General features: G+C 49.0%; 18 protein-coding genes. 13 read left to right on the top strand and 5 right to left on the bottom strand.

Annotated features, from left to right (window positions below):
* Positions 1 to 88 precede the first annotated feature (88 nt).
* Together NYE29_RS05880 and NYE29_RS05875 are read left to right on the top strand one after the other, a co-directional pair.
* Positions 89 to 790 carry an ABC transporter ATP-binding protein gene (locus NYE29_RS05880; protein ID WP_076110274.1) on the top strand — a complete coding sequence of 234 codons (702 nt, stop codon included), beginning with the start codon at positions 89 to 91 and terminating at the stop codon, positions 788 to 790.
* Positions 791 to 803: 13 nt separating this feature from the next.
* Positions 804 to 3,332, top strand: coding sequence for an ABC transporter permease (locus tag NYE29_RS05875; protein ID WP_340894819.1), 2,529 nt, complete (start codon positions 804 to 806; stop codon positions 3,330 to 3,332).
* Between the two features lie 49 nt (positions 3,333 to 3,381).
* Here the strand turns inward: NYE29_RS05875 and NYE29_RS05870 are convergent, their stop codons facing one another.
* Entirely contained in the window at positions 3,382 to 3,852 is a 471-nt protein-coding gene (locus NYE29_RS05870; RefSeq protein WP_340894818.1) for a GNAT family N-acetyltransferase, read from the bottom strand.
* Complete coding sequence (locus tag NYE29_RS05865) at positions 3,852 to 4,838, bottom strand: DUF4003 family protein (protein ID WP_340894817.1); 987 nt, start codon at positions 4,836 to 4,838, stop codon at positions 3,852 to 3,854. Before NYE29_RS05865 ends, NYE29_RS05870 begins: the two co-directional genes overlap by 1 nt.
* A 190-nt stretch (positions 4,839 to 5,028) precedes the next feature.
* On the opposite strand from NYE29_RS05865, the gene NYE29_RS05860 reads away from it, so the two are divergent.
* Together NYE29_RS05860 and NYE29_RS05855 are read left to right on the top strand one after the other, a co-directional pair.
* Entirely contained in the window at positions 5,029 to 5,538 is a 510-nt protein-coding gene (locus NYE29_RS05860) for a hypothetical protein (RefSeq protein ID WP_340894816.1), read from the top strand.
* Positions 5,520 to 5,933, top strand: coding sequence for a GNAT family N-acetyltransferase (locus NYE29_RS05855; RefSeq protein WP_340894815.1), 414 nt, complete (start codon positions 5,520 to 5,522; stop codon positions 5,931 to 5,933). Before NYE29_RS05860 ends, NYE29_RS05855 begins: the two co-directional genes overlap by 19 nt.
* Before the next feature lie 176 nt (positions 5,934 to 6,109).
* On the opposite strand, the gene NYE29_RS05850 is transcribed toward NYE29_RS05855, so the two are convergent.
* From NYE29_RS05850 to NYE29_RS05840, 3 genes are read right to left on the bottom strand one after another with little or no spacing between them, the layout of a single operon-like run.
* A complete protein-coding gene (locus NYE29_RS05850) occupies positions 6,110 to 6,901 on the bottom strand; it encodes an ABC transporter permease (protein WP_076110279.1) in 792 nt (263 codons plus the stop codon).
* Between the two features lie 2 nt (positions 6,902 to 6,903).
* The gene (locus NYE29_RS05845; protein WP_038585969.1) at positions 6,904 to 7,695 is read right to left on the bottom strand and encodes an ABC transporter permease; all 792 of its coding nucleotides are present in this window, start codon (positions 7,693 to 7,695) and stop codon (positions 6,904 to 6,906) included.
* Positions 7,692 to 8,696 carry an ABC transporter ATP-binding protein gene (locus tag NYE29_RS05840; RefSeq protein ID WP_340894812.1) on the bottom strand — a complete coding sequence of 335 codons (1,005 nt, stop codon included), beginning with the start codon at positions 8,694 to 8,696 and terminating at the stop codon, positions 7,692 to 7,694. The genes NYE29_RS05845 and NYE29_RS05840 overlap by 4 nt, the downstream gene beginning before the upstream one ends.
* Before the next feature lie 133 nt (positions 8,697 to 8,829).
* On the opposite strand from NYE29_RS05840, the gene NYE29_RS05835 reads away from it, so the two are divergent.
* The 9 genes from NYE29_RS05835 to NYE29_RS05795 all read left to right on the top strand — a co-directional run bounded on the left by NYE29_RS05835 (position 8,830) and on the right by NYE29_RS05795 (position 25,686).
* Positions 8,830 to 9,831 carry a MerR family transcriptional regulator gene (locus tag NYE29_RS05835; protein ID WP_340894811.1) on the top strand — a complete coding sequence of 334 codons (1,002 nt, stop codon included), beginning with the start codon at positions 8,830 to 8,832 and terminating at the stop codon, positions 9,829 to 9,831.
* A 443-nt stretch (positions 9,832 to 10,274) separates the two neighbouring features.
* Positions 10,275 to 11,504, top strand: coding sequence for a GntR family transcriptional regulator (locus tag NYE29_RS05830; protein WP_340894809.1), 1,230 nt, complete (start codon positions 10,275 to 10,277; stop codon positions 11,502 to 11,504).
* Between the two features lie 200 nt (positions 11,505 to 11,704).
* Positions 11,705 to 12,661: a carbohydrate ABC transporter permease gene (locus NYE29_RS05825; protein ID WP_052091807.1), complete on the top strand. Its 957-nt coding sequence runs from the start codon at positions 11,705 to 11,707 to the stop codon at positions 12,659 to 12,661.
* A 3-nt stretch (positions 12,662 to 12,664) separates the two neighbouring features.
* Complete coding sequence (locus NYE29_RS05820) at positions 12,665 to 13,588, top strand: carbohydrate ABC transporter permease (protein WP_340894808.1); 924 nt, start codon at positions 12,665 to 12,667, stop codon at positions 13,586 to 13,588.
* A gap of 101 nt (positions 13,589 to 13,689) precedes the next feature.
* Positions 13,690 to 15,147, top strand: coding sequence for an extracellular solute-binding protein (locus NYE29_RS05815; protein WP_340894806.1), 1,458 nt, complete (start codon positions 13,690 to 13,692; stop codon positions 15,145 to 15,147).
* 90 nt (positions 15,148 to 15,237) lie between these two features.
* A complete protein-coding gene (locus NYE29_RS05810; RefSeq protein WP_340894805.1) occupies positions 15,238 to 18,240 on the top strand; it encodes an alpha-mannosidase in 3,003 nt (1,000 codons plus the stop codon).
* A gap of 24 nt (positions 18,241 to 18,264) precedes the next feature.
* The gene (locus NYE29_RS05805; protein WP_340894804.1) at positions 18,265 to 20,448 is read left to right on the top strand and encodes a hypothetical protein; all 2,184 of its coding nucleotides are present in this window, start codon (positions 18,265 to 18,267) and stop codon (positions 20,446 to 20,448) included.
* 16 nt (positions 20,449 to 20,464) lie between these two features.
* Positions 20,465 to 22,486, top strand: a complete 2,022-nt coding sequence (locus tag NYE29_RS05800; protein WP_340894802.1) for a glutaminase family protein — start codon at positions 20,465 to 20,467, stop codon at positions 22,484 to 22,486.
* Positions 22,487 to 22,560: 74 nt separating this feature from the next.
* On the top strand, positions 22,561 to 25,686 hold the full coding sequence (locus NYE29_RS05795; protein ID WP_340894801.1) for a glycosyl hydrolase: 3,126 nt from the start codon (positions 22,561 to 22,563) through the stop codon (positions 25,684 to 25,686).
* Positions 25,687 to 25,833 lie beyond the last annotated feature (147 nt).

Genomic DNA, 25,833 nt, shown 5'->3' with positions numbered 1-25,833 from the left:
AAACCATATGCAGCCGCACCGGACAGCGTATTGAAATGTACATAGAATGATAACTGGCTTGGTCCGGATAGAGACAGGAGGATGAGGCATGAGCTTTGTTGCCGTAAAGGGTGAGTACAAGCGTTACAGGATGGGCGAGAATGTGATTGTCGCCAACGACGGGATTGATTTTGAGATTAATAAAGGTGAATTTGCCGTCATTGTCGGTCCCAGCGGCGCGGGTAAATCGACCGTGCTTAATATTCTTGGCGGAATGGATTCCGCTGACGAAGGCCAGGTCATTGTGGACGGTACGGACATTGCCAAGTTCAGTGCCAGGGAGTTAACAGGCTACCGCCGCAATGACGTGGGTTTTGTGTTTCAGTTCTACAACCTGGTGCCCAATCTGACAACGCTGGAAAATGTCGAGCTTGCTTCGCAGATTTCCCCGCGTGCCTTGGATGCGCGTAAGGTGCTGGAGGATGTAGGACTGGGGGCGCGGCTGGATAATTTCCCGGCTCAGCTGTCCGGCGGTGAGCAGCAACGCGTCGCGATTGCCAGAGCGCTGGCTAAGCAGCCGAAGCTGCTGCTCTGCGACGAGCCGACAGGCGCACTTGACTACAACACCGGCAAGCAGGTGCTGAAGCTGCTGCAGGATACCTGCCGCAATACCGGAACTACGGTCATCGTAATCACGCATAATCTGGCGATTGCCCCGATGGCAGACCGGGTCATTGAGATCAACAACGCTAAGGTACGGAAGATGGTAACCAATCCTTCGCCGGTATCCGTTGACGATATCGAATGGTAAGGAGAAGGCATCTATGAAAAAACGAGCGCTATGGAAAGATATTTTTCGTGAAATCGGGCACACCAAGGCCCGCTTTATTTCAATATTTGCAATTATTATGCTGGGCGTCTGCTTTTTCTCCGGAATCAAGGCAGCCGGGCCGGATATGCTGGATACCGCCGGAACCTTTTACCGGGAGACGGGGCTGATGGATCTGAAAGTGCAGAGCACCTACGGTTTGACCGAAGACAACCTTAAGCTGCTGAAGGATGTGCCGGGGATCGGTGAGATTCAGCCGGGTTACAGCGCGGATGTGTTCGCCGGCGGCAATGCTTTGATCCTTAAGGTCTTTTCCTACAATACAGATGCAACGCTTAACCAATACCGCATGATCGAAGGACATCTACCGGAGCATTCCGGAGAAATCGTGCTGGATGACGTGCTGGCCGGAGAATATGCGCTGGGAGACAAGGTAACGTTTAGCAGAAACGGTAAGGATACTGAGCTGTCAGACGACTTCGGGACACTGGATTATACCGTAGTGGGCTTTGTGCGGAGCCCCCAGTTTATTGAGAAGAACAACCGGGGGACCAGTACGATTGGCAAAGGCACGGCGGATGCGTTCGCCGCTATCCCGGAGGCAGACTTTAAGCTGCCGGTTTATACGGAAGCCTATCTGTCTTTCACGGATACTGCCGGGCTGAAGGCTTATTCGCCGAAGTATGAGGCGCTGATCGAACAGCATACCCAAGCGGTGGAGCAGGCGTTATCCGGCGTGCCGGAAGCGCGGCTTGCGGAGCTGCGGGCGGAAGGCGGGAAAGCGTTGTCCGGCGGCCCCCTGGAGGTGGCTGCTGCCAAGCAGCAGCTCGCAGCGCTGGAGCTGCCCAAAATCTATGTCACAGACCGGAATGTAAGTCCGGGGTATACCGAATATAAAGACAACGCTGACCGGTTGTCGGCGATTGCGAGCGTATTTCCGGTGTTCTTTTTCCTGATTGCTGCGCTGGTCAGCCTGACGACCATGACACGGATGGTTGAGGAGCACCGCCTGCAGATCGGAACACTTAAAGCGCTTGGTTATGGTAACCGTGACATTATGGCCAAATTCATGGTCTATGGCACGCTTGCCAGTCTGGCGGCTTCGGTAGTTGGGCTTGCCGTAGGCTTCACCCTGCTGCCTACCATTATCTATAATGCGTACAGTTCACTCTATAACCTGCCGGATATCGTCAAGAGCTTCTATCCCTCGTATTCCATTCTCTCCGTAATTGTGGCGCTAATTTGCACTACGCTCACGGCTTGGATTGCTTCCCGGGTAGAGCTGCGCAGCAACGCTTCCGTATTGATGCGTCCGAAGGCGCCGAAGAGCGGGCAGCGGATTATACTGGAGCGGATATCCTTTGTCTGGAAACGGCTGAATTTTGTCCAGAAGGTTACCGCACGGAATCTGTTCCGCTACAAGCAGCGGATGTTCATGACTGTGTTCGGTGTAGCCGGCTGTACGGCGCTGATCCTGACCGGGTTTGGCCTTAAGGACTCGATCGGCAGCATCGCCGGAGAGCAATTCGGCACGATTATGAAATATGATGCGCTTGTAGCGCTGCATGATGATGTGTCTGCCGGTTCACGGAATGCCTATGAGCAGTTGATCACCGGGGAGTCCGCCATTACCGGGACGCTGAATGTGGCGCAGGAAACGATGACCGCACGCGCCAGCGGTGTAAATGACCAGGATGTGAATCTGTTCATACCAGCAGATGTTGATTCGTTATCCGAATATGTGGAGCTGCGGGACCGGATAAGTGGAGAAGGGCGAAAGCTTACGGACGAGGGGGCTATTGTCTCGGAGAAGCTGGCTAAGCTGTACGGGCTGGAGCCGGGCGACAAGTTAACCGTCGTGGACAACAAGAACGAAACCTTCAAGATTCAGGTCGCGGGGATTACGGAGAACTATGTGATGCACTATGTGTACATGACACCGGCGTATTATTCTTCTGTATTCGGGAAAGAACCGGTATTCAACACAGAACTGCTGAACTATGGCGTGCAGGATGCAGCCTGGGAAGACGGACTCAGTGAAAAGCTGACGGCTAGTGAGCGTGTTGCTGCGGTCAGCTTCTCCAGCAGTGTAGGCTCCGCCTTCGACGATACCATGAAGAGCATGGACGTTGTAACCTTGGTGCTCATTGTGTCAGCGGCGGCACTGGCTTTTGTCGTACTTTACAACTTAACCAATATCAATGTGTCCGAGCGGATCCGCGAGCTGTCGACGATCAAGGTGCTGGGCTTTTATGATAAGGAAGTAACGTTGTATATTTACCGCGAGAATATTCTGCTGAGTGTACTCGGCATTGTGGCCGGTTCCGGGCTCGGCATATTGCTGCACAGCTTCGTTCTGAGGACGGCTGAGCTGGATGCGACGATGTTCGCCCCAATCATCAAGTGGCCCAGCTATGTGTATGCCGCGCTGTTAACCTTGTTGTTCTCGGGGATTGTTATGGTTTTCATGCATATCAAGCTCAAACGGATTCATATGATTGAGGCGCTCAAGTCAGTGGAATAACGCTTGATAACAATATGAGCAAAGCCAGCCGATATCGGCTGGCTTTTTGTCAAATAAGGGACGATAATTTCATATGCAGGATAGGAAAAGGGTTTCCCTGCCCATCCAATGCTGAACGGTCAAACACTTGAAATCCCATATGCTCGTAGAACCCTGCAGCTTGGGGATTCTGCTCATTCACGTCCACCTCGTGTACATCCAGTGCTTGAAAAACCCGGGCAACCAGCTTTCTGCCGATGCCTTGCCCCATCGCCGCAGGGGCTACGAACAGCATCTCAATCTTATGATCCTGCACCCCTATGAAGCCCAGCGGCTGCTCCTGTTCATCGGTGAACACAAGCAAATGGCCGATTTCCCGGAGTCCTTCAAGAACCACAGGCCGAAGAGCAGCGATATCCTGTTCAGAGAGAAAATGATGGGTAAGGCGTACCGATGCTTCCCAAATGTCCAATAGACCGGATAGCAGAGCTTCCGTTCTGGTTGTAATCCGGCGTATGCGTTCCCGATTTTCTCCCGTCATCAGCTTGACGAGGCCGCCGCGGCAGCCGAAGCAGCCGCAGCTGCGGTGATTGCAGTCTGCTGGGCAATGATGATGTTGGTAATGCTGGTGGAGAGCACCGTGTTCAAGATACCGTTTTGCACTTCATCCACCCCTTTAATCGCTGCCAGCGCAGCAGACAGCAGCAGCAGCTCCTGCTCGGTGATCGACCATTTGCCGAACCCCTTTTGCGTGCGGAGAAATTCGAAGGTCCCGGAGACATCGTTCACAATGTCTTCCCTGCTTAGGGGAAGCAGGGACAGCACGCCAAGCGAAGAGAGGGTGAATTGCTTGTCCATGCGGATGTTTTGTGCAAGGAAGGCATCGCGTAAGGCCAGTACTCGGTCCGCCGCCGCCTTGGCTTGATTGCCAAGAACCAGTACTTGTGTCAAGGCTTGCACGCTGTTGCCGGACCGGAATTCGGGCTTAAGCGTGGCATAAAGCTGCTCCATCCGTTCCACGCCGCTTTCGATATCGATATCGGACAGGCCGAGCATGGCGGCGAAGATGTAATCATCCTGCCCCGTGAGGAAAAGGTGCTTCGCCTTCATGTAGTCATAAAACCGCTTTGCCCGCTCTACCGTGCGCAGATATTGATCCGGCGCTTGGTTTGCGGCAATTTGATAAGCCGCCACGACCAGATAATCGGAGCCATAGAATTTGATATCCTTCAACATGTCATATACGGACAGCGTGTTTCTAAGCTGTCCTTCCCTGTCGGCAGAAAGGGAGAGCAGGGCAGAAATGCTGATTGCAGAAGACCCCCTGAATGAGGAGAAGAGGCCGGTGTTCTCCTTGATCAGCTCATAGCTGGCGCGGATCGCCCCTTCATCTGCAACCTTATCCTCTGTTGTGTACAATAATGCCGCTAACCGGCTGACCAGCGCATTTTGCCAAGGGAACTCCTTTTTGATACTTTGTGCGTTTTGTGCGAACAGCACAAGCCTTGCTGTATACGGCTCCTTCATTAGCTTCCACCTCTCACTAAACTGTGTTTTATTTCCTATTAGATATTTTACTATACCATGCAAAAATGAAGAAAAACGAAAGCTATAGATGACTATATTTAAAGTCTACCTTGCCGGGTGCAGTGTACTCAGTCAATATTGAATTAGGAAAGTAAGCGGTACCCGAGAAAATTGGAGGGCGATGCTAGTAATGAAGGACTTTGTAATCCGAAATCCGAAAGAAGAAGATGCGGAGCAGATCGGGAGCCTGGATTTTGTTCTTAATATGACCTATCTGTATCATGGCGATCTGGATAAGAGAAATATGTTATGCGCAGTGAGTGGGGAAGATAAAATTATAGCAGTTGCCCACCTGATGGAGCATGAGACCTTTCATGCGGCTGGACATGATGAAGATAAGGATTTCATCCGATATCTAAAGTTTCAAATCCTATTTGCGGACGGTGTTGAGGATGAACAGATCAAAGATGCCCTGACGGATGCGTTAATTATACGGTCCAGAGAAATTAAAGCCGAGCATCTGGACAAGCGCATTGTACTGGCTGAATATTTAGATGCGGATAATCTCAAGGATTTGAGCTACTACCTGGCCCGCGGATTTACCATCCGGGACACGATTGTCGTATTTAGATTCGACCTCAGTCAGGACATTCCCCGCTATCCTTTACCGGAGGGGTGCAGGTGCTGCCATTTCTACTAGATAACAGCGAGGCTTTGGAACAGTACCATCAAGCTGAGCTTGCTTCCTTTGACGGTGTCGCGTGGAGTATGAACCATTTACGCTGGATGCAGGGATCGCCGGAAATGGTCAATTTTTGTGCGTTTGCTGGCAATCAATTGATCGGCAACACGTCCACATGGCGCATCACGGATGAGCGGAGCGCAACGGAAAGTGTTTTTGTCATACCGGAATGGCAGAAACAAGGCGTCGCCCGGAGCATGATATGCACAGCTCTGGAGCATCTGAAGCAGCAGGGCAAATCAATCGCCACCTTGGGCACACATGGAAACAATCAGAAGGCCATTCGCCTATATACTCAGATTGGCTACGAGCTGTACGGGTTCATCCTGACGATCGGCTATGCAATCGATTAAAATACGTAAAGAGAACATCCTGAAATGGACGTTCTCTTTACGTCGTATAAGAGTTAGAGCGATTACGCTTCAAAGCTGAATTGTACAACTGGGAAGCTGCCATCGTAAAAGTGGAGCAACCAGGCAGCGTGGTGCTTCCAGCCCAGTTTTTCGTCGGGATCATCCAAATTGGTTGTTCAGCTGGATGCGCTGGAATACTTGTGGAGGCTGCGGTTGAAGAAGAGTGTCGCAACTGTAAAAAGGATGACCATAAGTACGGCCCCTGCCGCAAGCATGAGGGGCTCAGCTTTCTGGACAAGTGCTTCAGCCGGAACCGATACGATGAACCCGACAGGCAGCACCCATGTCAAGACCAACCGGAGCGGGCGCGGATAGATGCCGATCGGATACCTTCCCGCTTGCAGGATATCTTCCATAATCCACAACATGTAGGTCCCTCTGTACCAAAAAGCGACAGAGCTCAGAATCAGCATCACGGAGTACAGAATTCCGAGTGAAATAACTAGTGCAAGCAGAAACTGAGCAGCGGCTAGGAGGGTAATTTCGCTGTTCATGCCGTCTATCGCGAAAAGGATTACACCTGTGGCAACGGCGATATGCAAAATCGACCAGAGAGACCATTCCCGCACACTGATATAATATTGGGTCGATATAGGTTTCAATAGGGTGTAATCAAACGTCCCGCTTTCAATCTCGCCGTCCATGCCGCCAAGCTTATTCATGCTGGGGCCGATCACAACATTTTTTACGGCTTGCACCAGCATGTAAACGCCGAGTACAGCCAGAGTCTCCGGCATCGTCCAGCCGTTAAGGACCTCATTGTTGACGTAGAGAATATAAATTCCCCCAATACCGCCTGCCAGACCTAACACCGCACTTAAAAAATTCATAACAAAGTTCAGCCGATATGCTGACTCATTCTGAAACGCCGCCTTCATGAAGGTAAAGATTAGTCTGAAATATCTCATGATTATCCTCCCACTGCCGAATATTTACGCTGGCCGTACCGGTTTACACCATAACACACAAGCATCAATACAGCAGTCCAGAGCAGCTGCATGGTGAAGCCCCGGATCATGCTCTCACGGTTTAATGTGCCCATAAGCGCCTCCACCGGGAAAGAGATCATGTACCTGTAGGGCAGAAAATGCGTAAGCTGGTTAAGCTGTCCGGGGAACAAGGCAAGCGGAGCCACCTGTCCGCCGAACAGAAAGATGAAGGTATCGTTGACGCTGAGCAGTGCCGAGGAATGCTGTGTCCAAAAAGCGAGAAGGGACAGGATGTAGGCGAGCAGAAAGCGAATCATGAGTGCAAGCATAAGGGCCGCAAGGCCGGCAGCTACGGACACAAATGTAAAACTGGCCTGCACGCCCAGCAATAACCCGAGCAGCGTAACCACAACCGCGACAAACGGGATGCACACCATTTTGACAGCTGCTTCTTGTCCGACCGCTCCATAAATAAGAGGCAACGGACGCAGCAGCGCTGAGGATATCGAGCCATTATGTATCGCTTGAGCCGTTGACCAGTGTGTCGTCGGATACGTCATTTGATTGATAAGGATGAGGCACAGATAGTATAGAACAAAGGCATTCCTGTCATATCCCCCGATTGTGCCGGATGACGCAGCCGTCGACCAGACGATCATATAGATCACAGGTCCGATCATCCAGCCGAGTGCAAGCGTCCAGAAGAATCCTTTTTCCGACATGAAATTGAAGAGCTGGCCCCGAATCATCGCTATTCCGCCGCGGATATTCATACAGTGATCCCCTCTGCGTATATAGTGTCAATCACTGATTCAATGGGGGGATCAGCGATTCCGAAATCAATGAGGATATACCTGCTCATCAGCATTCCGCTGGCCCTGACGACATCCTCTTTCTTTACCCGGAGGGTGTGTTCATTCCCGCTATTCTCAATCCATTCTGCGGGAATTCCATCTATCTGAAGGCTCTCCGGGCTCAGCGGAGGATTCTCTTCTTCAAGGGTCAGCTTGATGATCCGGTATGGTGTGATCTTGTCCGTCAGGCTGGACAGCTTACCGTCATAGACCAAATGTCCGCCGTTGATCAGCATCACCCTGGAGCAAAGCGAAGTGATATCGGACATATAATGGCTTGTCAGAATAACCGTTGTACCAAATTTCTGGTTATATTCCTTCATATATTGCCGCAGCCTTAATTGCATTGTCACGTCCATCCCAAGTGTCGGCTCATCCAGATACAGGATTTCCGGCTTATGCAGAAGGGTGACAATAAATTCGCATTTGGACCGTTCACCGAGCGAGAGGTTGCGTGCTCGTTTTTGCATAAGCTTACCTACATCGAACATGTCCCCAAGCTCTACAAGATGTCTTTTGAAATCCGCTGTGGGCACTCCGTAGATCTCTTTGAAAATGTGCATCGTATCATACACGGTGTTATTCCACTGCATTTGGCTGCGATTGCCCATGAGCATGCTGATCTTCTTGAGATATTGGGGTTTGCGCTGCCAGGGGGTAAACCCCGCCGCCGTTGCACTGCCCGAAGTCGGGTAGAGCAGCCCGGAGAGCATTTTGAGTGTCGTGGTCTTGCCTGCGCCATTCGGCCCGATGAACCCGACCATTTCACCGCGTTCTATGGCAAAGCTCACCTCGTCTACAGCCTTAACTTCATTAAACTGCGGACGAAACAAGCTGCCGAACGCCGAACGAAGGCCGGCTTCCCTGACTGGAATACGATATGTTTTTGTTAGTCCATTTGCTTCGATATGATACGCCATAGATTCATCCTCCTTTGATGACAGGAGTTTATCATGCCGGGGGAGGGGTGGTGCAAAACTGGAGGGTTCTATTTGATAGCTGTTGTTTTCTGTGGTATAACAGATGTATCTTTTTTCCAGAGGGAGTGGTTGCATGCCGGAACAGTGGGGACACTTCGATATTATTCTTGGGTCAGTCATGAGCAGGAAAGGCATTGACAGCGGGAAGCTGGCTCAGCTTGCGCACGTTCAGAGAAGTCAGCTGAATCTGTATATCACCAATGAAATCAAGCGTCCCGATCTTGGCGTTCTGGCCCGGATTTGCACAGCGCTTGCTTGTGACATTGGAGAGATTATGAAGTTTATCCCCGGTGAATCAGCCGCGAAGCCCAAGCCGATTCTTAATACATCCGGTGAAGCATTTTATAGGACAGGACAAATCGCTCAGGAGCTGGGCGTACATCCCAATACGATAAGGTTTTATGAACGAATAGGGCTGATCTCACCGGTAGAACGCACGGAAAACCGCTATCGGCAGTTTACATACAGACATCTTACACAGCTTCGGGTTTGCCGATTGATCTTCGGTACCCCCTATACCAACCGCACTCTAAGAAACACCGCCTTTTCGGTTGCAGCTGCCCTTAAATCATGGGATGTGGAGCTGGCGTTAACCAATGCTGAAGCCTATCAGCATCTATTGGAGAAGGAATATGCCTCTGCACTGGAAACAGCGTCGCTGCTTAAGAATTGGACCGAGAAAGGCCAGCTGCCCGGCACAGGGAATGTGTATAGCCATAAGGAAGCCGCCTCTTTGTTAGGAGTCACACCGGAAGTGTTGCGCAATTGGGAGCGCAACGGGCTGATCTGTGTTCCGCGGCAGCCTGATCAATCCCGCGTCTATGGAGATGAAGAAATTGCAAGGCTACGCATCATCTATATGCTCAGGCAAAATCATTACAGCATATCCGCCATCCAGCGCAGTATGCTCATTTTCGACAGTGGAAACAGCGCAGGAGCCGTTCTTGCGCTTAACCAGCCTGCGGCGGATTTGGAAATTGAATTTGTCAGCGCAGGCGATCATTGGCTGGACACCCTTGCCAGCCTGACTATAAGCGCAGCTGCAATCAAACAAATTGTAGTGGAGATTAGATAGGAAGGCTCCAATTGTTCACCACCCGATAGCCATCTCAAGATAGCAACCTTCACTTGCTGCTAATGCGCAATATATTGCCGTCCCCTTCAGGCAGACAGCGTTCTATAGGATCTCTTCTATTGGAGCTTAAAGCTCTTCCTCTTCGGTCATTTTATAAATGACGTTCCCCGGTTTAAAGATATTTTCTGCGTAATCCAATGTAATCACATGAAACTGTGTATTCTCCACACAACAGAGGATAAGGTTGCAGATGGCGATCCGCGCCAGCTATGAGCTGATCAAGGAGAATACCGGCCTCTTCTCTTCATTCAGGGGGTCTTCTGCAATCAGCATTTCCGTCCTGCTCTCCCTTTCTGGACCCCACACATTATGATATACATTGACTAAATGACATAAATGATATAACATAATTAATAATTGAAGAAGGTTAGGTGAGCAATTTTATGTATAACGAAAGGCAGCCGCTGTATGTACAAATCCAGGAGTATTTTAAAAGTCTTATTTTGAATAGTGAATTGAAAGAGAATGATAAAATTCCTTCGGAAAAAGAAGTGATGGAACAATTTTCCGTCAGTAGGATAACGGTTGCTAATGCTCTTATGCAACTGGCGAAGGAAGGCTGGATTTATCGTGTTCCCGGAAAAGGCAGCTTTGTTAGCGAGGAGATTCACGAAATTGTATCTCATCACAAGAACAAGCTTGAATCCGAATTCCGGTTGCAGGGTTTGCCAGTAGATAAATCCTATACATCATTGGGACCGACAGTCGTATCTGCCAACAAGACAGCGAATACTGTCATTTCAGTTGCAGGTGGAGGAAGAAAAATAATTGGATTAGTAATGCCTGTTCTGGTCGATTATTTCTCCATCCGGTTGATCCAGGGGATTAATAATATATTGGAGGAGAGCCAATATAGCCTGCACATTGTTCAAACCTTCAACTCTATCGAACGGGAAGAAGAAGCAATCCTCGACCTAATTAAAAATGGTGCAGCAGGCTTGATTATATTTCCTTGCGATACAGAAACCTATAATGAGGAAATTCTGTCTCTTAAGCAGAACAAGTTTCCTTTTGTCCTGATTGACCGTTATTTTCCGGGAGTGGAAACCAATATTGTTCGCAGCGATGGCATGATCGGCGGAAAGCTTGCTGTAGATTATCTGTGGGACCTCGGCCACCGCGATATTGCGATTTGTTCAGACTCCCCGCTTCCAACGATCACTGTGGAGGATCGGATTAACGGCTACATGGATGGTTTGAAGAAGAAAGAGGCACTGATTAATCCGGCGCTTATTCTGACAGACTTTCACGTGGATTATAAGGGGATGGATACGGAGCATCCGCTCTATCGATTTATCAAAAACCGGATGGCCACCGCCTTTATTACTCTCAACGGCAGATTAGGGCTACATATCCTGTCCATCTGCAAAGAAATTGGACTTAAGGTACCGCAGGATATCTCTATTCTCACTTTCGATGATCCCTCCCCTGGTATGGACGAGCCGGGAGCATTAACGTATATATCTCAATCAGAGGGGATTATGGGCGAAGAGGCGGCCAAGATATTGTTGAGTATGCTGGAAGAGGCCCCGAACCCTGACCACAAGTATCACAAGGTGATTTTAAAGCCGGAGCTAAAGGAAGGCGACTCGACTGCGGAATGCCTAGTTTAATAAGAAGTATGTATCAATAAAAGTACTTACATGAAGAAATTCAGTGAGTACTTTTTTTATTGGAGATAAATGATATAGCAAATATCTTGACATAATTGATATGTTATTATATATTTGTTTTGCAAATACATAGATGAGGAAGGTTGTGGTTAAGGGCAGGGGGAAATGAGGCTTTAACTATAGCAATGGGGGTACTGCATATGGATAAAACGGCCCAGATCCGCGGGCAATCTTCTTTCAAACGGATGATGAGAAGGCATAGAGACGCTGTCATCGCTGCGGTCATACTTACACCGATGTTGTTGTTTTGGCTGGTTCTTTCAGGGGCTCCAACGATTTTTGGTTTTTTTCTCGGTTTTTTTAATTGGGTGGGGTTAAATGATACACCGGACTTTATTTGGTTTGATAATTTTATTAGTTTCTTCAAAGACCCGGTATATACCGGAGCACTATGGAGATCCATTTGGTTAGGCGGTTTAGTGACAGCGGTTACGTTAACGGCCGGCTTCGGAGCAGCTATTCTGATGAATATGCCCTTAATGGGCAAAGGCATTTATCGGTCGCTGTGGTATATTCCAGCAGTTACTTCGACTGTGGCAACCACTCAGGTATTTAATATTTTGCTCGATACCAATAATGGGGTCATTAATAATTTTTTGAAGTCCATCGGCAAAGAACCGATTATTTGGCAGTATTCTGCCGGGTGGGGTATTTTCTGGATCGTAATCTACTCGGCCTGGAAGGGTGTCGGGGCCGCAGCGCTTATCTGGCTGGCAGGATTGCAATCGGTAGATCAGACTTTATATGAAGCTGCGGACATCGATGGTGCGGGCCGGTGGGCTAAATTGAAGTTTGTCACACTGCCTGGGCTGAAGCCAATTGCAACCTACATTGTTATTACGAGCTTGATTGGGGCGATTCAGATCTACGAGCAGGTATTGTTTATTACCAATGGCGGACCTTATGGACAGACAGAGGTGCTCGTATTCCGGATTTATCGTGACGGCTTCTGGGATTTCAACCTAGGCATGGCTGGAGCGTCGTCGCTGATCATGGCAGCAATCGTCATCGTGGCTACAGTATTTTACTATAACTGGTCTACGGCATCGGACAAACGAATGACTATTCCCAATAAACCAATCAAAAGGGGGCAATAAGTCATGTCCGAACAGTTGCGCATAAAAATTAAAAGCCAGTTCAGTCCGGTTCATCTATTCAGTCACATCGTCCTCCTTGGTGTTGGGTTGGTGCTGCTCTATCCTCTCATCTTCATGGTAATGGCAGGTTTTTTTAATAAAACTGAATTTAGCGGAACGGTACTAGGGGTATTTCCGATTCCCAAAGCACCAACGCTGGCCAACTATAAAGCATTGATTATGGGCTCGATGGATGCGGCGGTGACGGTTTACTTCCGGAACTCCATCATTCGCACCGTTTACAATACGTTCTGGGCGCTAACTACTTCTTTTTTGGCCGGTTACGTATTTGCCCGCTTGAAATTTAAAGGGAAAGAAACTTTATTCTTAATCATGCTCGCTACTCAAATGATTCCGACAACATTGGCCATTATCCCGACCTACCTGGAATTTGCCAGATTTCCCTTCTCAGGAGGCAATGATGTGTTCACCGGTGGAACAGGGATTTTAAACACATGGTGGATTTATTTAATCGGGGGGCCGTCCATTAATATCATGGGAACTTTTCTGGTCAAGCAATCGCTTGAGAAGGTTCCGATCGAGCTGGATGAGGCCGCGAGGATGGATGGGGCTGGAACCATCCGATTAATATTTCAAATCCTATTCCCCTTGCAGCTCCCTATTATGGCTTTTATAGCCATAACAACAGCCTTGGGTACTTGGAATGACTTTATTACACCTTTCTTTTATACCTCAAGCGATAGTTTGCAAACGCTTCCGGCTGCAATAACAAAGCTGTCCTCTGTTGGGGCCAGTCCCGGTGCTGTAATTAACTATCCTTTGATTATCACCTTAAGTCTAGGCGTCACCCTGCCTGCCCTGTTGATCTTTTTCTTTTTTCAAAAGTATATCGTTCAAGGGTTAGCCAGTACGGGGATTAAAGGATGAATATATATGACATATTTAATATAAATAAATATGTTAGATGTATTAATTGGTTGTGATATTGTCTATCTGCAAATCATTATTCATATTGGAGGGGTTAAAGGATGCAAGCGAGAAAAATAACGAACGCTGCTCTAGTCATTATGATGTCAATAGGGTTGACTGCCTGCTCTTCAGGAAATAACGGGGCTGCTGACACAAGTAATGAAACAGCGAAGGCAACAGAGAAGGCAGCGGCAACAGATGCTGCCAAGACGGGGAATGTTACGATTACGGTTTTAAATGAAGGAGCTGTCGGCGTGGGTGCCGGCATCGTGTCCGATTTGCTCGGAGTAAAGAAGAAAGCATTGATTGCAGACGAAACTCTAAGTCCTCGTCCTGTAGAAGCTGACTTTACGTATACTCCAGGCGGTAAAGTGAATACGAACGTATTTGGATACTTTTACCAGACCATCATCAACGATAAGTTGAAGAGCAAAAATATTACGTTGCAAACGGAAGACTGGGGCTGGGGTGACCCGCTGATTCAGAAGCAGACAGCAGGCTTCCTTGCGAAAAACATACCCGATATTATCGTTGGAGAAACCCAGATGCCTGGTTTCGCCCAGCAAGGACTGCTGGAGCCTTTCCCGGCGGATATGGATCAATATATCCGCGAGAATATTGCACCGGCAGCCTGGAAGCCGATGGAGTATGACGGGAAAATTTACGGTTTCGCCTCCCAACCGGGTGTAAACAGCTTGTTCTGGAACAAGAAGCTGGTGAAGGAAGCAGGCCTTGATCCCAATAAGGCTCCTGCCACGTGGGATGAGCTGGCTGCGAACCTGAAAAAGGTAACTGAAGCTGGTAAGGGTAAATTCTACGGGGGAGGCGTGTACGGTGGACCTAACGCCGGCGGATATTTACGGTATGGCACATTGCTGGTCATCAATGGCGGCGGCTTCGCAGATGCTCAAGGTAAACCAGCCTTCAACAGTGAAGCCAACCTGGAGACGATTGCCTTCATGAAAGAACTGAACAGCTATCATCCTGCTGGATTAATGATGAATACGAATGAAGGTACTTACTTCGATGCCTTTAAGAAAGGGCAAATTGCTTATCTGATCGACGGTCCATGGCGTGCAGTCGAGAGTTCAACGCTTGGCATCGAATATGGAATGGCGCCAATTCCACTGTCTTCCGATGGCAAAGCGGGCAATATTACAATAGGTGCGGCTTTCCACTCCGTGCCTAAGGAAGCCAAGAACAAAGAAGCGGCTTTTGAATATATTCGGGCTATGTACAGTGAGGAAGTGCAGACTCTTATCGCGGATACCGGTGTGAGATCTCCGGTTCTAAAAACGATTGCAGAGTCGGATGATTACAAAGCCAACCATCCGGAGATGTATCTGCATTACTTGGCAATGGCAGGAAACGTGCAAGGTTTGCCAACATTCACAAAAGAGAATTCCAAGGTTTGGCAACTATTCGGTGATGCTGTAACGAAATCGGTTATGACCAATGGGGATATTAAATCCATCATGGACGATGCTCAGAAAAAGGCAGAAGCTATAACGAACTAATACGATTCTATGAGGTGGATGAGGAGGACTGCCTTTCGTCAGTCCTCTTTACTTCATTATTAAACGCACGGTCAAAAGGAGAGATAGAGAATGCCGTATGAAACCAATTCTATTTTTTTGAAAAAGGCGAAGGCTGCCATGTCGCAGTTGGAGAAATCTATTTATGAGCCAATATCCTTATTAGCTGTAACGGCTTGGGTAACCCCAGAACCCGTCGTATATGCGGAGAGAACATCCGGACAACAAATCCATTTAGAGCCGGGGGATAAGTGGGGAGACTTGTGGGATTGTGCATGGTTTCACTTTGGAGGAATGGTGCCGGACTCACAGGCTGGCAGCAAAATTGTGCTATTGATCGACGTCAATGGAGAGCTTTGCCTGGTGGATCATGAAGGTACACCTTGCCAGGGACTAACCAACATCAACTCGCAATTCGATTACAGCCTGGGACTTCCCGGAAAAAGAGTAGTGGACTTCAGTCCGGCTGCCAAAGGCGGGGAAGTTATTAACCTATGGGCGGATGGCGGCTGCAATGATCTGTTCGGTAATTATCGAAGCGGCAGGTTAAAGGAAGCTGTTATTGCCGTTTGTCATGAAGAAACCCGGAGGCTGTACTACGACTTTGAAGTGTTGATCGATTTGGCTGAGCAATTGCCGGAGACCAGTATCAGAAAAACCCGAATCTATCAATGCTTATATGATGCAGCGAATCAATTGTCCGAGATTAATACTGATAACGTGCGCCGGGCAAGCGAACGGATTGCCGGGGAATTGAACAAACGCGGGGGAGATCCTTCCTTGACGGTAAGTGCAATCGGGCATGCTCATATGGATCTTGCTTGGTTGTGGCCGATTCGGGAAACGGTTCGCAAGGGTGCGCGTACATTCTCGACGGCGCTGTACAATATGGAAAAGTATCCGGATTACATGTTTGGCGCCAGTCAACCACAGCTTTATCAATGGATGAAGGAGTACTATCCGAAGCTGTACGACAAGGTAAAGGAGCGCATACAGGAAGGCCGTTGGGAGCCGCAGGGTGCAATGTGGGTTGAACCGGATACGAATATCTCTGGCGGCGAAGCGCTAGTGCGGCAAATTTTATATGGTAAACGCTTCTTTAAGCAAGAATTTGGTCAGGAAATGAAGGTGCTATGGCTGCCGGATGTTTTCGGATACACAGGAAGTCTTCCCCAGTTACTGAAAAAGTCGGGGGTTGATTATATGATGACCCAAAAGTTGTCATGGAGTGTATATAATACGCACCCGCATCACAGTTTTATCTGGGAGGGAATTGACGGAACTCAGGTTTTGACACATCTTCCACCGGAGGATACCTACAACAGTCCTGCTGCGCCAAGGTCACTCGTCAAGATCGAGAACAGCTATTTAGACCGGAATGTGTCTGAGAATGCACTCATGCTGTTTGGCATTGGCGATGGGGGAGGCGGACCAGGAGAAGAGCATCTGGAGCGACTGGCCCGGGAGAAGAATCTGTTGGGTGTCCCACCGGTTATTCAAGAGCCGTCAATCAACTTTTTCCAACGGCTGGACAAGGAGGCCTCCCGCTTCCAAACGTTCAAAGGGGAGCTATACCTGGAGAAGCATCAGGGGACGTTAACCACGCAGGGACGCAATAAACGGTATAACCGCAAGATGGAGAAAGCCTTGCGGGAGCTGGAGTTTGCAGCATCGCTGTTATGGGCCGCCCACGGTGAAGCCTATCCGGCAGCAAGGCTAGAAGAGATCTGGAAGGAAGTCTTGCTGTACCAGTTCCATGATATTCTGCCCGGTTCCTCGATTGCGAGAGTCTATGATGAATCGCTTGAGCGTTATGCCATACTGCTCGATGAGGTCCATACGATGACGAAAGATACTTATAAAAGAATTGCCAGCATGGCCGGATGGTCCAACCAGCCCGTCTTGTTCAACTCGCTGCCATGGGATCGGCAGGAGTGGGTGGAATGGAACGGTAATTGGCATTTGGTCAGCGTACCTGCAATGGGATACAGAACCCTTGAGAAGGCTGAACATGAGGTGTCCGTTGTTGAAGGGTTGATGGCGGGCAGCCGCGAGCTTGAGAACGAAAAGCTTAAGGTCATGTTCGATGAGGATGGCAGTATCGTTTCTGTGTACGATAAGCTTTGCGGACGGGAGGCACTTCACTCTGGGACGAAAGCAAATGTCTTTATGATTTACCATGATGACGGGGATGCCTGGGACTTTCCGCATGATTACCGCGAGACGGTTGCCGGAGCCATGACGCTGGTGAGAAGTACAGCCCATATAGAGGGGCCGCAAGCGGTTGTCCGGCAAGAATATCGCTATGGTGAATCAATACTCTTACAGAAGATTATATTGACCATGGGCGGTTCGATGGTGGAGTTTGAAACCGAGGTGGACTGGCGCGAATCGGGCAAGATGCTGCGAGTGTCCTTCCCGACCAGTGTGTCCAGCGATCAAGTCAATTGTGAGATCCAATTTGGCTATTTAAAGCGGCCGACGACCCGCAATACCCTGATCGAATTTGCCAAGGATGAAATTTGCGCACATCAATACATCGACCTTTCTCAACCGGATTATGGCGTGGCCCTGCTGAATGACTGCAAATATGGATTTAGCGCTCTGCACAATGTTCTCGATTTGAATTTGCTCAGAAGTCCTGCTTATCCAGACCCAACTGCAGACCGGGCAGAGCACAAATTTACTTATGCTTTGTATCCGCATGCAGGAGATTTCATTCAAGCAAGTGTTTATCGTAAAGGTTATGAACTGAACACCCCTATGGTGGTGGTGGAGGTGATTCAGGCAGATACAGCACAGCATGCTCCTATTCAGTTGATCCAAGTCGACAATCCTTATGTAATGGTTGAAGCCGTGAAAAAGGCTGAAGACAGCGATCATCTGATTGTTCGTTTGTACGAAACGGCGGGGACTGCGGCGCAAGGGATGATTTCCATCGGACTGGATTGCCTTTCAATTGAAGAGGCGGATTTGATGGAAAACCCGATCCAAGTTCTGCAAAATAACGATTCACGGGCAGAGCTGCATTTTGCACCCTTTGAAATTAAGACCATTCGTGTTCAGCTTGCATAATCAGAGCACAAGGGAGATGAAGTAATGAAGGAGAGAGGCCGCGAGGAAGAGCGTACCGGTTTTCAGGAGGGGGGTGCCTACGGAGAAGCTTACGATCTGCAGACGGATTTTGTGATGGTTTACGGAATTAATCCCTCAATGCCGTTACGGATTCAGCAATGGAAGGCGAAGGGATATCAGGTGCATTTGATGACAGGAGTATCCTGGGGCGGCTATCAGGATTACCTGAACGGCAACTTTGATGGTCGCTCTCACTGGGACGAAGCGCAAAAATACAAGGATGGGGAGAACATCATCCACGGGACATCGGTTGACATCCCGTACATGGTGCCGACAGTGGCCTACTCCGATTATCTGATTCAACAGATTCGTCCTGCTGTGGATGCGGGAGTTGATGCTATCCATCTGGAGGAGCCGGAATTCTGGGTGGAGGGCGGGTACTCTGAGGCATTTAAACGGGAATGGCGAAATTATTATAACGAGCCATGGATTCCACCTCATGAATCAGAGAATGCACAATATCACGCCTCCAAGCTGAAAGCCTATTTGTATACAAGGTGTTTGGATCGGCTTTGTTCAGCTCTCAAGGAATATTCGCTGGTTCGCTATGACCGGCCGCTGCGGTTTTTCGTACCGACACACAGTCTGATTAATTATACGCAGTGGCGGATTGTCAGTCCGGAATCAAGACTGCTTGATCTACCCTCCATCAATGGGTATATCGCCCAAGTATGGACAGGAACCTCACGCACAGCCAATGTTTACGAAGGCAACCGCGCGGAGAGAACATTTGAAACAGCGTTTCTGGAATATGGAATTATGCAGGAGTTGGTACGCGGAACGGATCGCCGCGTGTGGTTCCTGCACGACCCCATAGAAGATGATCCCAAACGTACATGGGAGGACTACAGGATAAATTATTTCAAGACGCTGACGGCATCCCTGCTGCATCCCGGGGTGTCCCATTATGAGGTTGCCCCATGGCCCAAGCGGATCTTCGAGGGGCAGTATCCCAGCGCGGACGGAACAGGCAAGGAAGGAATTCCTGCGGATTATGGGACCGTTTTGCTCACACTTATGCATGCCCTCGGCAACATGGATCAACCGGATATTCGGGTCTTTGGAAACGATGTCAAGGTGGGGGTTTTGTTGGCTGATTCAGCCATGTACCAACGCATGCGCCCGGGTGTTGAAACTGCTGGCTTTATGATGAAGTATGACGGGACGAACGAAGTTGAACTGACGGACGAATATGCGCTCGAATTGCTGAACTTCTCTTCTTTTTACGGATTAACGCTTCCGCTTGTCAAGCATGGCCTGCCTGTAAGACCGGTTCAGCTCGATAATGCAAGACGATTTCCGGGTTATTTGGATGATTACCGGGTGTTGATCCTGAGCTATGAATTCATGAAGCCCGAGTACCCCGATCTTCACAGCACGTTGGCGCAATGGGTGAGAGACGGCGGAGCCTTGATCTATATCGGCGATGACAGTGATCCATATCATCAGGTTAAGGAATGGTGGAACCAAGGCAAACGTCACTACCATTCCCCGCGCGAGCATCTTTTTGAAGGTCTGGGACTATCTCCTGATTCTTCAGAGAGAATGACGTCGATTGGTAAGGGGTTGCTGGTGTACTTGCCTGTTCGGCCCGAAAGCTTTGCGGAGAGTACGGCTGCGGGAAACAGGCTCCGTGATGCGGTTCGGGAAGCGATGGCAGGCTTGAATGATCCTCAAATATGCTGGGAACCTGCAAATCACTTCATGCTTCAACGGGGCCCTTATGTTGTTGCCTCAGTGATGAGTGAGTCCGTCCATGAGCATCCGCTTGAATTAGCGGGCTGTTATGTGGATCTGTTTGATCCAGGGTTGCCTATTGTTAGACATGTTAAGGTAGAGCCGGGCCAGCAGGCTCTCTTGTATGACCTCGAATATGACCATGCGGGCAACAGCGGGGTTATCGCAGCCTCTTCGAGAACGGAGTGCTTCACGGAGGATTCGAGTTCAATCGTTTTTTACGTCAAAGGGCCAAAAGCTGTACACGCAGCAGCGAGAATTCATTGTTCAGCTAAACCGGTGAGTGCAACGATCCATATCAACGAACAGGAAGCGGCGCTTCCTTTTGTGTGGGATGAGGAGACCCGAACCCTGCTCATTCGTTACGAGCATGATGCAGGGAGTGCTCGTATTCAGATTAATAAACAATGATTGGAGATTGATTAGGATGAAGACAAACATTCGCCCTCCAGCAATACCTTTGGTGACGGTTGATCCGTACTTTAGCGTATGGTCTATGGCTGACCGTTTGAGCGATGACTTTACGAGACATTGGACCGGCAAAAGAAATGCAATGACGGGATTAATTATTATTGACGGTACTCCATATCGATTTGCTGGCCGGGTCGAGCCGAATGCGGAAAACTATTATGCCGAACCGAAGGCGATGAAGCAACAGGAAGTTCAGCTAACACCTCTCTCCAGCACCTATTGTTATGAAGAATCGGGAGTCCGCTTGCAGATGCGCTTTACCACACCGCTATTGATGGATAACCTGGAGCTCCTGTCACGACCGGCCTCTTATGTGCAGCTTTCCGTCTGCTCGGTGGATGATAAGCCCCATAACGTGCACATCTACTTCGATGTCACTGCAGAATGGTGTGTCGACTCCAGTGATCAGCTGGTAGTATGGCAGCAGCATGAGGAGGGCCAACTGGTTGTTCTTGAGATGAGTCATGAGGAACAAGCTTACTTAAACCGTTCCGGTGACGATTTGAGAATTGACTGGGGCCAGTTCTATTTGGCAGTTGAAAAATCCCCTGAAATGCGGACCTATCTGGCTTCAGCTGAAATCAGAAAGCAATTTGTGCGCAAAGATGAGATTGTCGCGAGCCTTAAGGGGGATATGCCGCAAGCTGTTCGTGAGCACCAGCCTGTTATGGCCTGCACTTGGGATTGCGGGGAAGTAGGTGCTGCTGAAGTTTCAAATCTGTTCGTGCTGGCCTATGATGATGTTTATGCCATTGAATATTTCGGAGATAAGCTTCAGGCCTACTGGAAAAAGAGCGGAACAACGGCCCTTGGAATGATTGGGGATGCGTTCGCAGAGTATCCTGATCTCATCAAGAAGTGTACGGCATTCGACCAAAAGTTATGGGCGGACGGAGTACGTTCAGGCGGAGAGAAATACGCAGAGCTTCTGGTGCTGGCTTACCGGCAGGCGATCGCTGCGCACAAGCTGGTGACTGATTCTGAGGGGAAGCTCTTATTTATGTCCAAGGAATGCTACAGCAATGGCTGTATTGCTACAGTGGATGTAAGTTACCCCTCCATTCCGTTGTTCTTGCTTTATAATCCGGAACTCGTTAAAGCGATGATGAGGCCGATTTTTAAATATGCAGCCAGCGATGCCTGGCCGTTCGAATTTGCTCCACATGACGTCGGACAATATCCAATTGCCAACGGGCAGGTTTATTCGGAGAATGCCTTAGAAGGTCAAATGCCGGTTGAGGAATGCGGCAATATGCTGATTATGGCAGCCGCAGTTTGTCTGACGGATGGACACGCCGATTTCGCAACTGAGCAGGGGGAGCTTTTGTCCATTTGGGCCGATTATTTGCTTGAGTACGGGCTCGATCCTGAGAATCAGTTATGCACGGATGACTTTGCCGGCCATCTGGCACGAAACGCCAATTTATCGGTTAAGGCCATTATGGGCGTAGCGAGTTATTCCCTTCTTAAAGGTATGATGGGACATTCTGCTGAAGCTGAACGCTATAAGAAAGCGGCTGAAGAGATGGCGATTAAATGGGAGGAGCTGGCTAGAGATCAGGATCATTATAAGCTTGCTTTCGGCCAGGATGGAACGTGGAGCCTAAAGTATAACCTGATCTGGGATATCCTCTTTGCTACGCATATTTTTGATGAAGCCATTATTCAAAAAGAAGTCTCCTGGTACTTAAAGAAGCAGGATAAATACGGGATTCCGATGGATAGCAGAGCAGCCTATACCAAAGCTGATTGGCTTGTTTGGGCGGCCTCCCTGGCTTCCGGGCGGGAGGATTTTGTCAGCTTGATTGAACCCCTATGGGACGCTTTAAATGAAACGCCAGATCGCGTTCCCTTTTCTGATTGGTATGACACGAATACCGCTAGGCAGATGAATTTTCAGCACCGAAGCGTTGTAGGCGGAATCTATATCAAGCTCCTGAAGGATACGTGGGCGCTAGTTGGCAAAAAGGCTCTTTGAGCGGAAGGAAAACCGTTGACAAGAGAATGATAAATTAATTCAACGGGTTTCTGATCAAACCATGGAGGTACGAAATGATAGATACACAGGAGCTGGGAAAGCTATTTCAAAATCCGGGCATAACTTACAGACCGCAACCGTTCTGGTTTCTAAACCATGACTACAACCCGGAAATGCTGCGCTGGCAATTACAGGAAATGCATGAGAAAGGCATTGGCGGTGTTGTACTTCACTCGAGGCACGGCAAGACCGAAGAGTATTTCTCCGAGGCTTACTTTGATATGCTCGAAACTTGCATCGAGGAATGCAGCAGACTCGGTATGCAAACCTGGCTATATGATGAGGACAATTGGCCTAGCGGAACTTTCGGAGGCAAGTTGACCCAGCAATTCCCCGAGTACAGGATGCGTTATTTGCGGGTGGAAGAGAAGAGATATTCTCCAACGGATGGGCAGAGGGAATGCTTGATAGATTTTGCCTTAGAAGATCATCATTCATTGATTTCTATTCTGGCCTACCGCATAAAACAGAATGATGGGGAAAAGGTTGTTTTGCAGGATAAACCGTATGATTTGACCCATTTATACGGTCGATCCTGGCAACCGGAGGAAGACGGGGATTATGTAATCCTCGCGTTTTGGGAATGCGAGGTCGCTGAGAAGGTAACCTTTGCGCGAGGCTATTACTTGGATACGATGAATCCGGAAGCTGTGAATAAATTTATCGAACTGGGCTATGCACCATTCGATCGGTTGTCTGCACATTTTGGGACGAACATACAAGGAGTATTTACCGACGAGCCTGGGCTCATGATTCACGACGGATTTTCTGGAGTAGAAGCGATGAAAACAAGCGTGGATCATTTGGAGGAAAGCTTGCCGGGGGTGATTTTGGCATGGACGCGAAACCTTCCGGAGCGTTTCGAGCAGCACTGCGGATACTCGCTTCTCTCCCATCTCGGCTCCCTGCTTTTTCAGGTGGAAGATACAAGCCACAAAGTACGTGAAGATTATTATGCGGCTCTTACGCACTGGTATATCGATGCGTATCACCGTGGATTAAGCTCATGGTGCGAAGCTCGCGGGCTGGCCTATATCGGTCATACGCTGGAAGAACCGATCTGGGGTCAGGCACGTTCGCAGGGGAATCAGACGCAGGTGCTGCGGGAATTTGATTATCCCGGTGTCGATTATTTGCAAGCAGGTATCGGCACCAAAGAGAATCCCTATCGTATTCTGTCCGTCAAGTGCGCGTCGTCGGTGGCCCATATTGAAGGCAAGAATCGCGTCATTTGCGAAGCGTTTGGAGCCAGTGATCACGGGTATTCCATGCGTCAACGGAGACTTGATGCCAATTTTATGGCGTTTCTGGGCGTTAACTTGTTTATTCCCCATGCATTTTATTATTCGTTCGAAGGGTACCGCAAGACGGATTTTCCGCAGACGGAATTTTATCATGCGCCCCACTGGGACCATTATAAAGCTTTTGCCGATTATATCGCCAGACTCAGCTTCATGGGGAGCATAGGTCATCATAATGCCCGTATTTTGCTGCTTAGCCCCGTGCATACGGTCTATCAGGAAATGTTCGACAATGGAAGGGCAGAGCTTAAGCCCGCTTCGGATGTGCTGCATGCTCTACTGTCCGATCGATTAATTCGCAACCAACTCGACTACGATTACGCTGACGACAGCCAAATCCAGAGTAGTTTTGCAGAACAGGGTCATTTAACGTTTACGAAGTCGCAGGAGAAGTATCGGGCTGTTATTTTGCCTCGTATGAAGGTTATGTCTGTCGCGTCGGCGGCCAAGCTGAACAAGTTCGTGGACCAAGGGGGGCTGCTGATCGCGATCGGAGAAGTGCCTTCGGATAGCTTTAACCAGACAGATGACCCGGAGCTGAATAAGTATTTGAACCCTCTTTTCCCGCAATCAGGGGAAGAAGAATGGCATGTGTATGGACAAGGGAAAACGCTGCTGCTGTCCGAACCGAAGGTGACTGCCGATGATGCGCGATATTTGTGTGAACAGCTGCGGCAGTTTCCAGGAGTTGATCAAGTAACCGAACGCTGGTTCATACCGGAAGCGGAGAAAGAACGGGTCATCGTGACTTGCCGGTGGGTAGAGGGCGAACAATACTTCTGGATGATGAATTGGTCGGAGGAAACGGCGGAGATCCAATGCTTGACCCAACCGATGGAAAGGGTAGAGGAGTGGAAGCTGGAAAACGGCGAGCGAATTATTCTTACACAAAGGGAGTCGAATGAATTCCGTCTAGTGCCTGGCGAACTGCGGATCGTTCGTATTGTCAAATCCGGTCCTGGGAAACTGCTGGAAGGGTTGTATTCCTTAGAGAAGACTATCCTGCTTCCCTCATCTTGGGATTTTAAGCTGGAAGATCCCAATGTGAAGGTTCTGGATCGTTGGGAAGTGACATTTAATGACCGCGAATCACGGATGAATGCGGTGATGCCCGGCCAAACCAACACCTATCGGACCCGGCTCATGATTGATGCTTCGGCAATCGGCAAGGAGATACGGCTGGTCACCGATGATATTGATCAGTATGTGCCTTCACATATCGGTTTTTTATCCAGGCGCCGCAGTGTGGAGATTTATATCAACGGGCATAGACTGCCGGCGCTTGAGACTGCGGGCTGGCAGGATCCTTTTTTTAAAAGTGTGAATTTGACACCTTATGTGCATGCGGGTGAAAATTTGATCGAACTGCTAACCATCTCACTCCTGGAGCCTATGATTCGGGTAGCCTCCCCTTTATTTCTGATAGGAGATTTCGCACTAAATGAAGAAGGCGTATTAATTGCCAGTCCTCAGCCTATAACCGGATACTGGAGTGAACAGGGATATCCTCATTTATCAGGCAAGGCCGTTTATATGCAAAACTTTATGATGAGTGACATCGGGGTTGACGAAGCGCAGCAGCAAATCGAACTGGAGCTTGAGGACGTAAGGGAATCGGCATCCGTGCTAATCAATGGACAATTCGTAGGAACATGCCTATGGCCGCCGTATCGCTGGGACATCACAAAGGCCATGCGTCCGGGATTAAATGAAATCCGCATACAAGTTGCGAACACGCTTGCGGATTTATATGGGAAAGAAGTAATGCCGTCAGGATTATCAGGAGGAGGTTGGATAAACATTAAGACGTTGACTAATGGAGATTCCCTCGAGGAATAAACTCTATTGGGAATACTGTTTTCCTCATTCAGCAGCTTCTCGTAGAAACCCAATCCAACCGGGAACAATAAACAAGCAGGAGCCCAAGGTCTCCTGCTTGTTTTTAATAGTGTTCCGCTGATAATGGTCGGCTTGTCAGGTGCAAAT

It is taken from the genome of Paenibacillus sp. FSL M7-1046 (genome assembly GCF_038007405.1).
Taxonomy (GTDB): domain Bacteria; phylum Bacillota; class Bacilli; order Paenibacillales; family Paenibacillaceae; genus Paenibacillus_AQ.
Note: the sequence above shows the minus strand (reverse complement) of the source record. Positions and strands in the feature narration are given on the sequence as shown.

Bases quoted from the DNA above. Each gene is read 5' to 3' on its own strand.
- NYE29_RS05800 (WP_340894802.1), top strand. From the start codon at position 20,465: ATGAAGACAAACATTCGCCCTCCAGCAATACCTTTGGTGACGGTTGAT.
- NYE29_RS05865 (WP_340894817.1), bottom strand. From the start codon at position 4,838: ATGAAGGAGCCGTATACAGCAAGGCTTGTGCTGTTCGCACAAAACGCA.
- NYE29_RS05870 (WP_340894818.1), bottom strand. From the start codon at position 3,852: ATGACGGGAGAAAATCGGGAACGCATACGCCGGATTACAACCAGAACG.
- NYE29_RS05820 (WP_340894808.1), top strand. From the start codon at position 12,665: ATGTCCGAACAGTTGCGCATAAAAATTAAAAGCCAGTTCAGTCCGGTT.
- NYE29_RS05875 (WP_340894819.1), top strand. From the start codon at position 804: ATGAAAAAACGAGCGCTATGGAAAGATATTTTTCGTGAAATCGGGCAC.
- NYE29_RS05835 (WP_340894811.1), top strand. From the start codon at position 8,830: ATGCCGGAACAGTGGGGACACTTCGATATTATTCTTGGGTCAGTCATG.
- NYE29_RS05880 (WP_076110274.1), top strand. From the start codon at position 89: ATGAGCTTTGTTGCCGTAAAGGGTGAGTACAAGCGTTACAGGATGGGC.
- NYE29_RS05810 (WP_340894805.1), top strand. From the start codon at position 15,238: ATGCCGTATGAAACCAATTCTATTTTTTTGAAAAAGGCGAAGGCTGCC.
- NYE29_RS05830 (WP_340894809.1), top strand. From the start codon at position 10,275: ATGTATAACGAAAGGCAGCCGCTGTATGTACAAATCCAGGAGTATTTT.
- NYE29_RS05795 (WP_340894801.1), top strand. From the start codon at position 22,561: ATGATAGATACACAGGAGCTGGGAAAGCTATTTCAAAATCCGGGCATA.
- NYE29_RS05805 (WP_340894804.1), top strand. From the start codon at position 18,265: ATGAAGGAGAGAGGCCGCGAGGAAGAGCGTACCGGTTTTCAGGAGGGG.
- NYE29_RS05815 (WP_340894806.1), top strand. From the start codon at position 13,690: ATGCAAGCGAGAAAAATAACGAACGCTGCTCTAGTCATTATGATGTCA.
- NYE29_RS05845 (WP_038585969.1), bottom strand. From the start codon at position 7,695: ATGAATATCCGCGGCGGAATAGCGATGATTCGGGGCCAGCTCTTCAAT.
- NYE29_RS05825 (WP_052091807.1), top strand. From the start codon at position 11,705: ATGGATAAAACGGCCCAGATCCGCGGGCAATCTTCTTTCAAACGGATG.
- NYE29_RS05860 (WP_340894816.1), top strand. From the start codon at position 5,029: ATGAAGGACTTTGTAATCCGAAATCCGAAAGAAGAAGATGCGGAGCAG.
- NYE29_RS05850 (WP_076110279.1), bottom strand. From the start codon at position 6,901: ATGAGATATTTCAGACTAATCTTTACCTTCATGAAGGCGGCGTTTCAG.
- NYE29_RS05840 (WP_340894812.1), bottom strand. From the start codon at position 8,696: ATGGCGTATCATATCGAAGCAAATGGACTAACAAAAACATATCGTATT.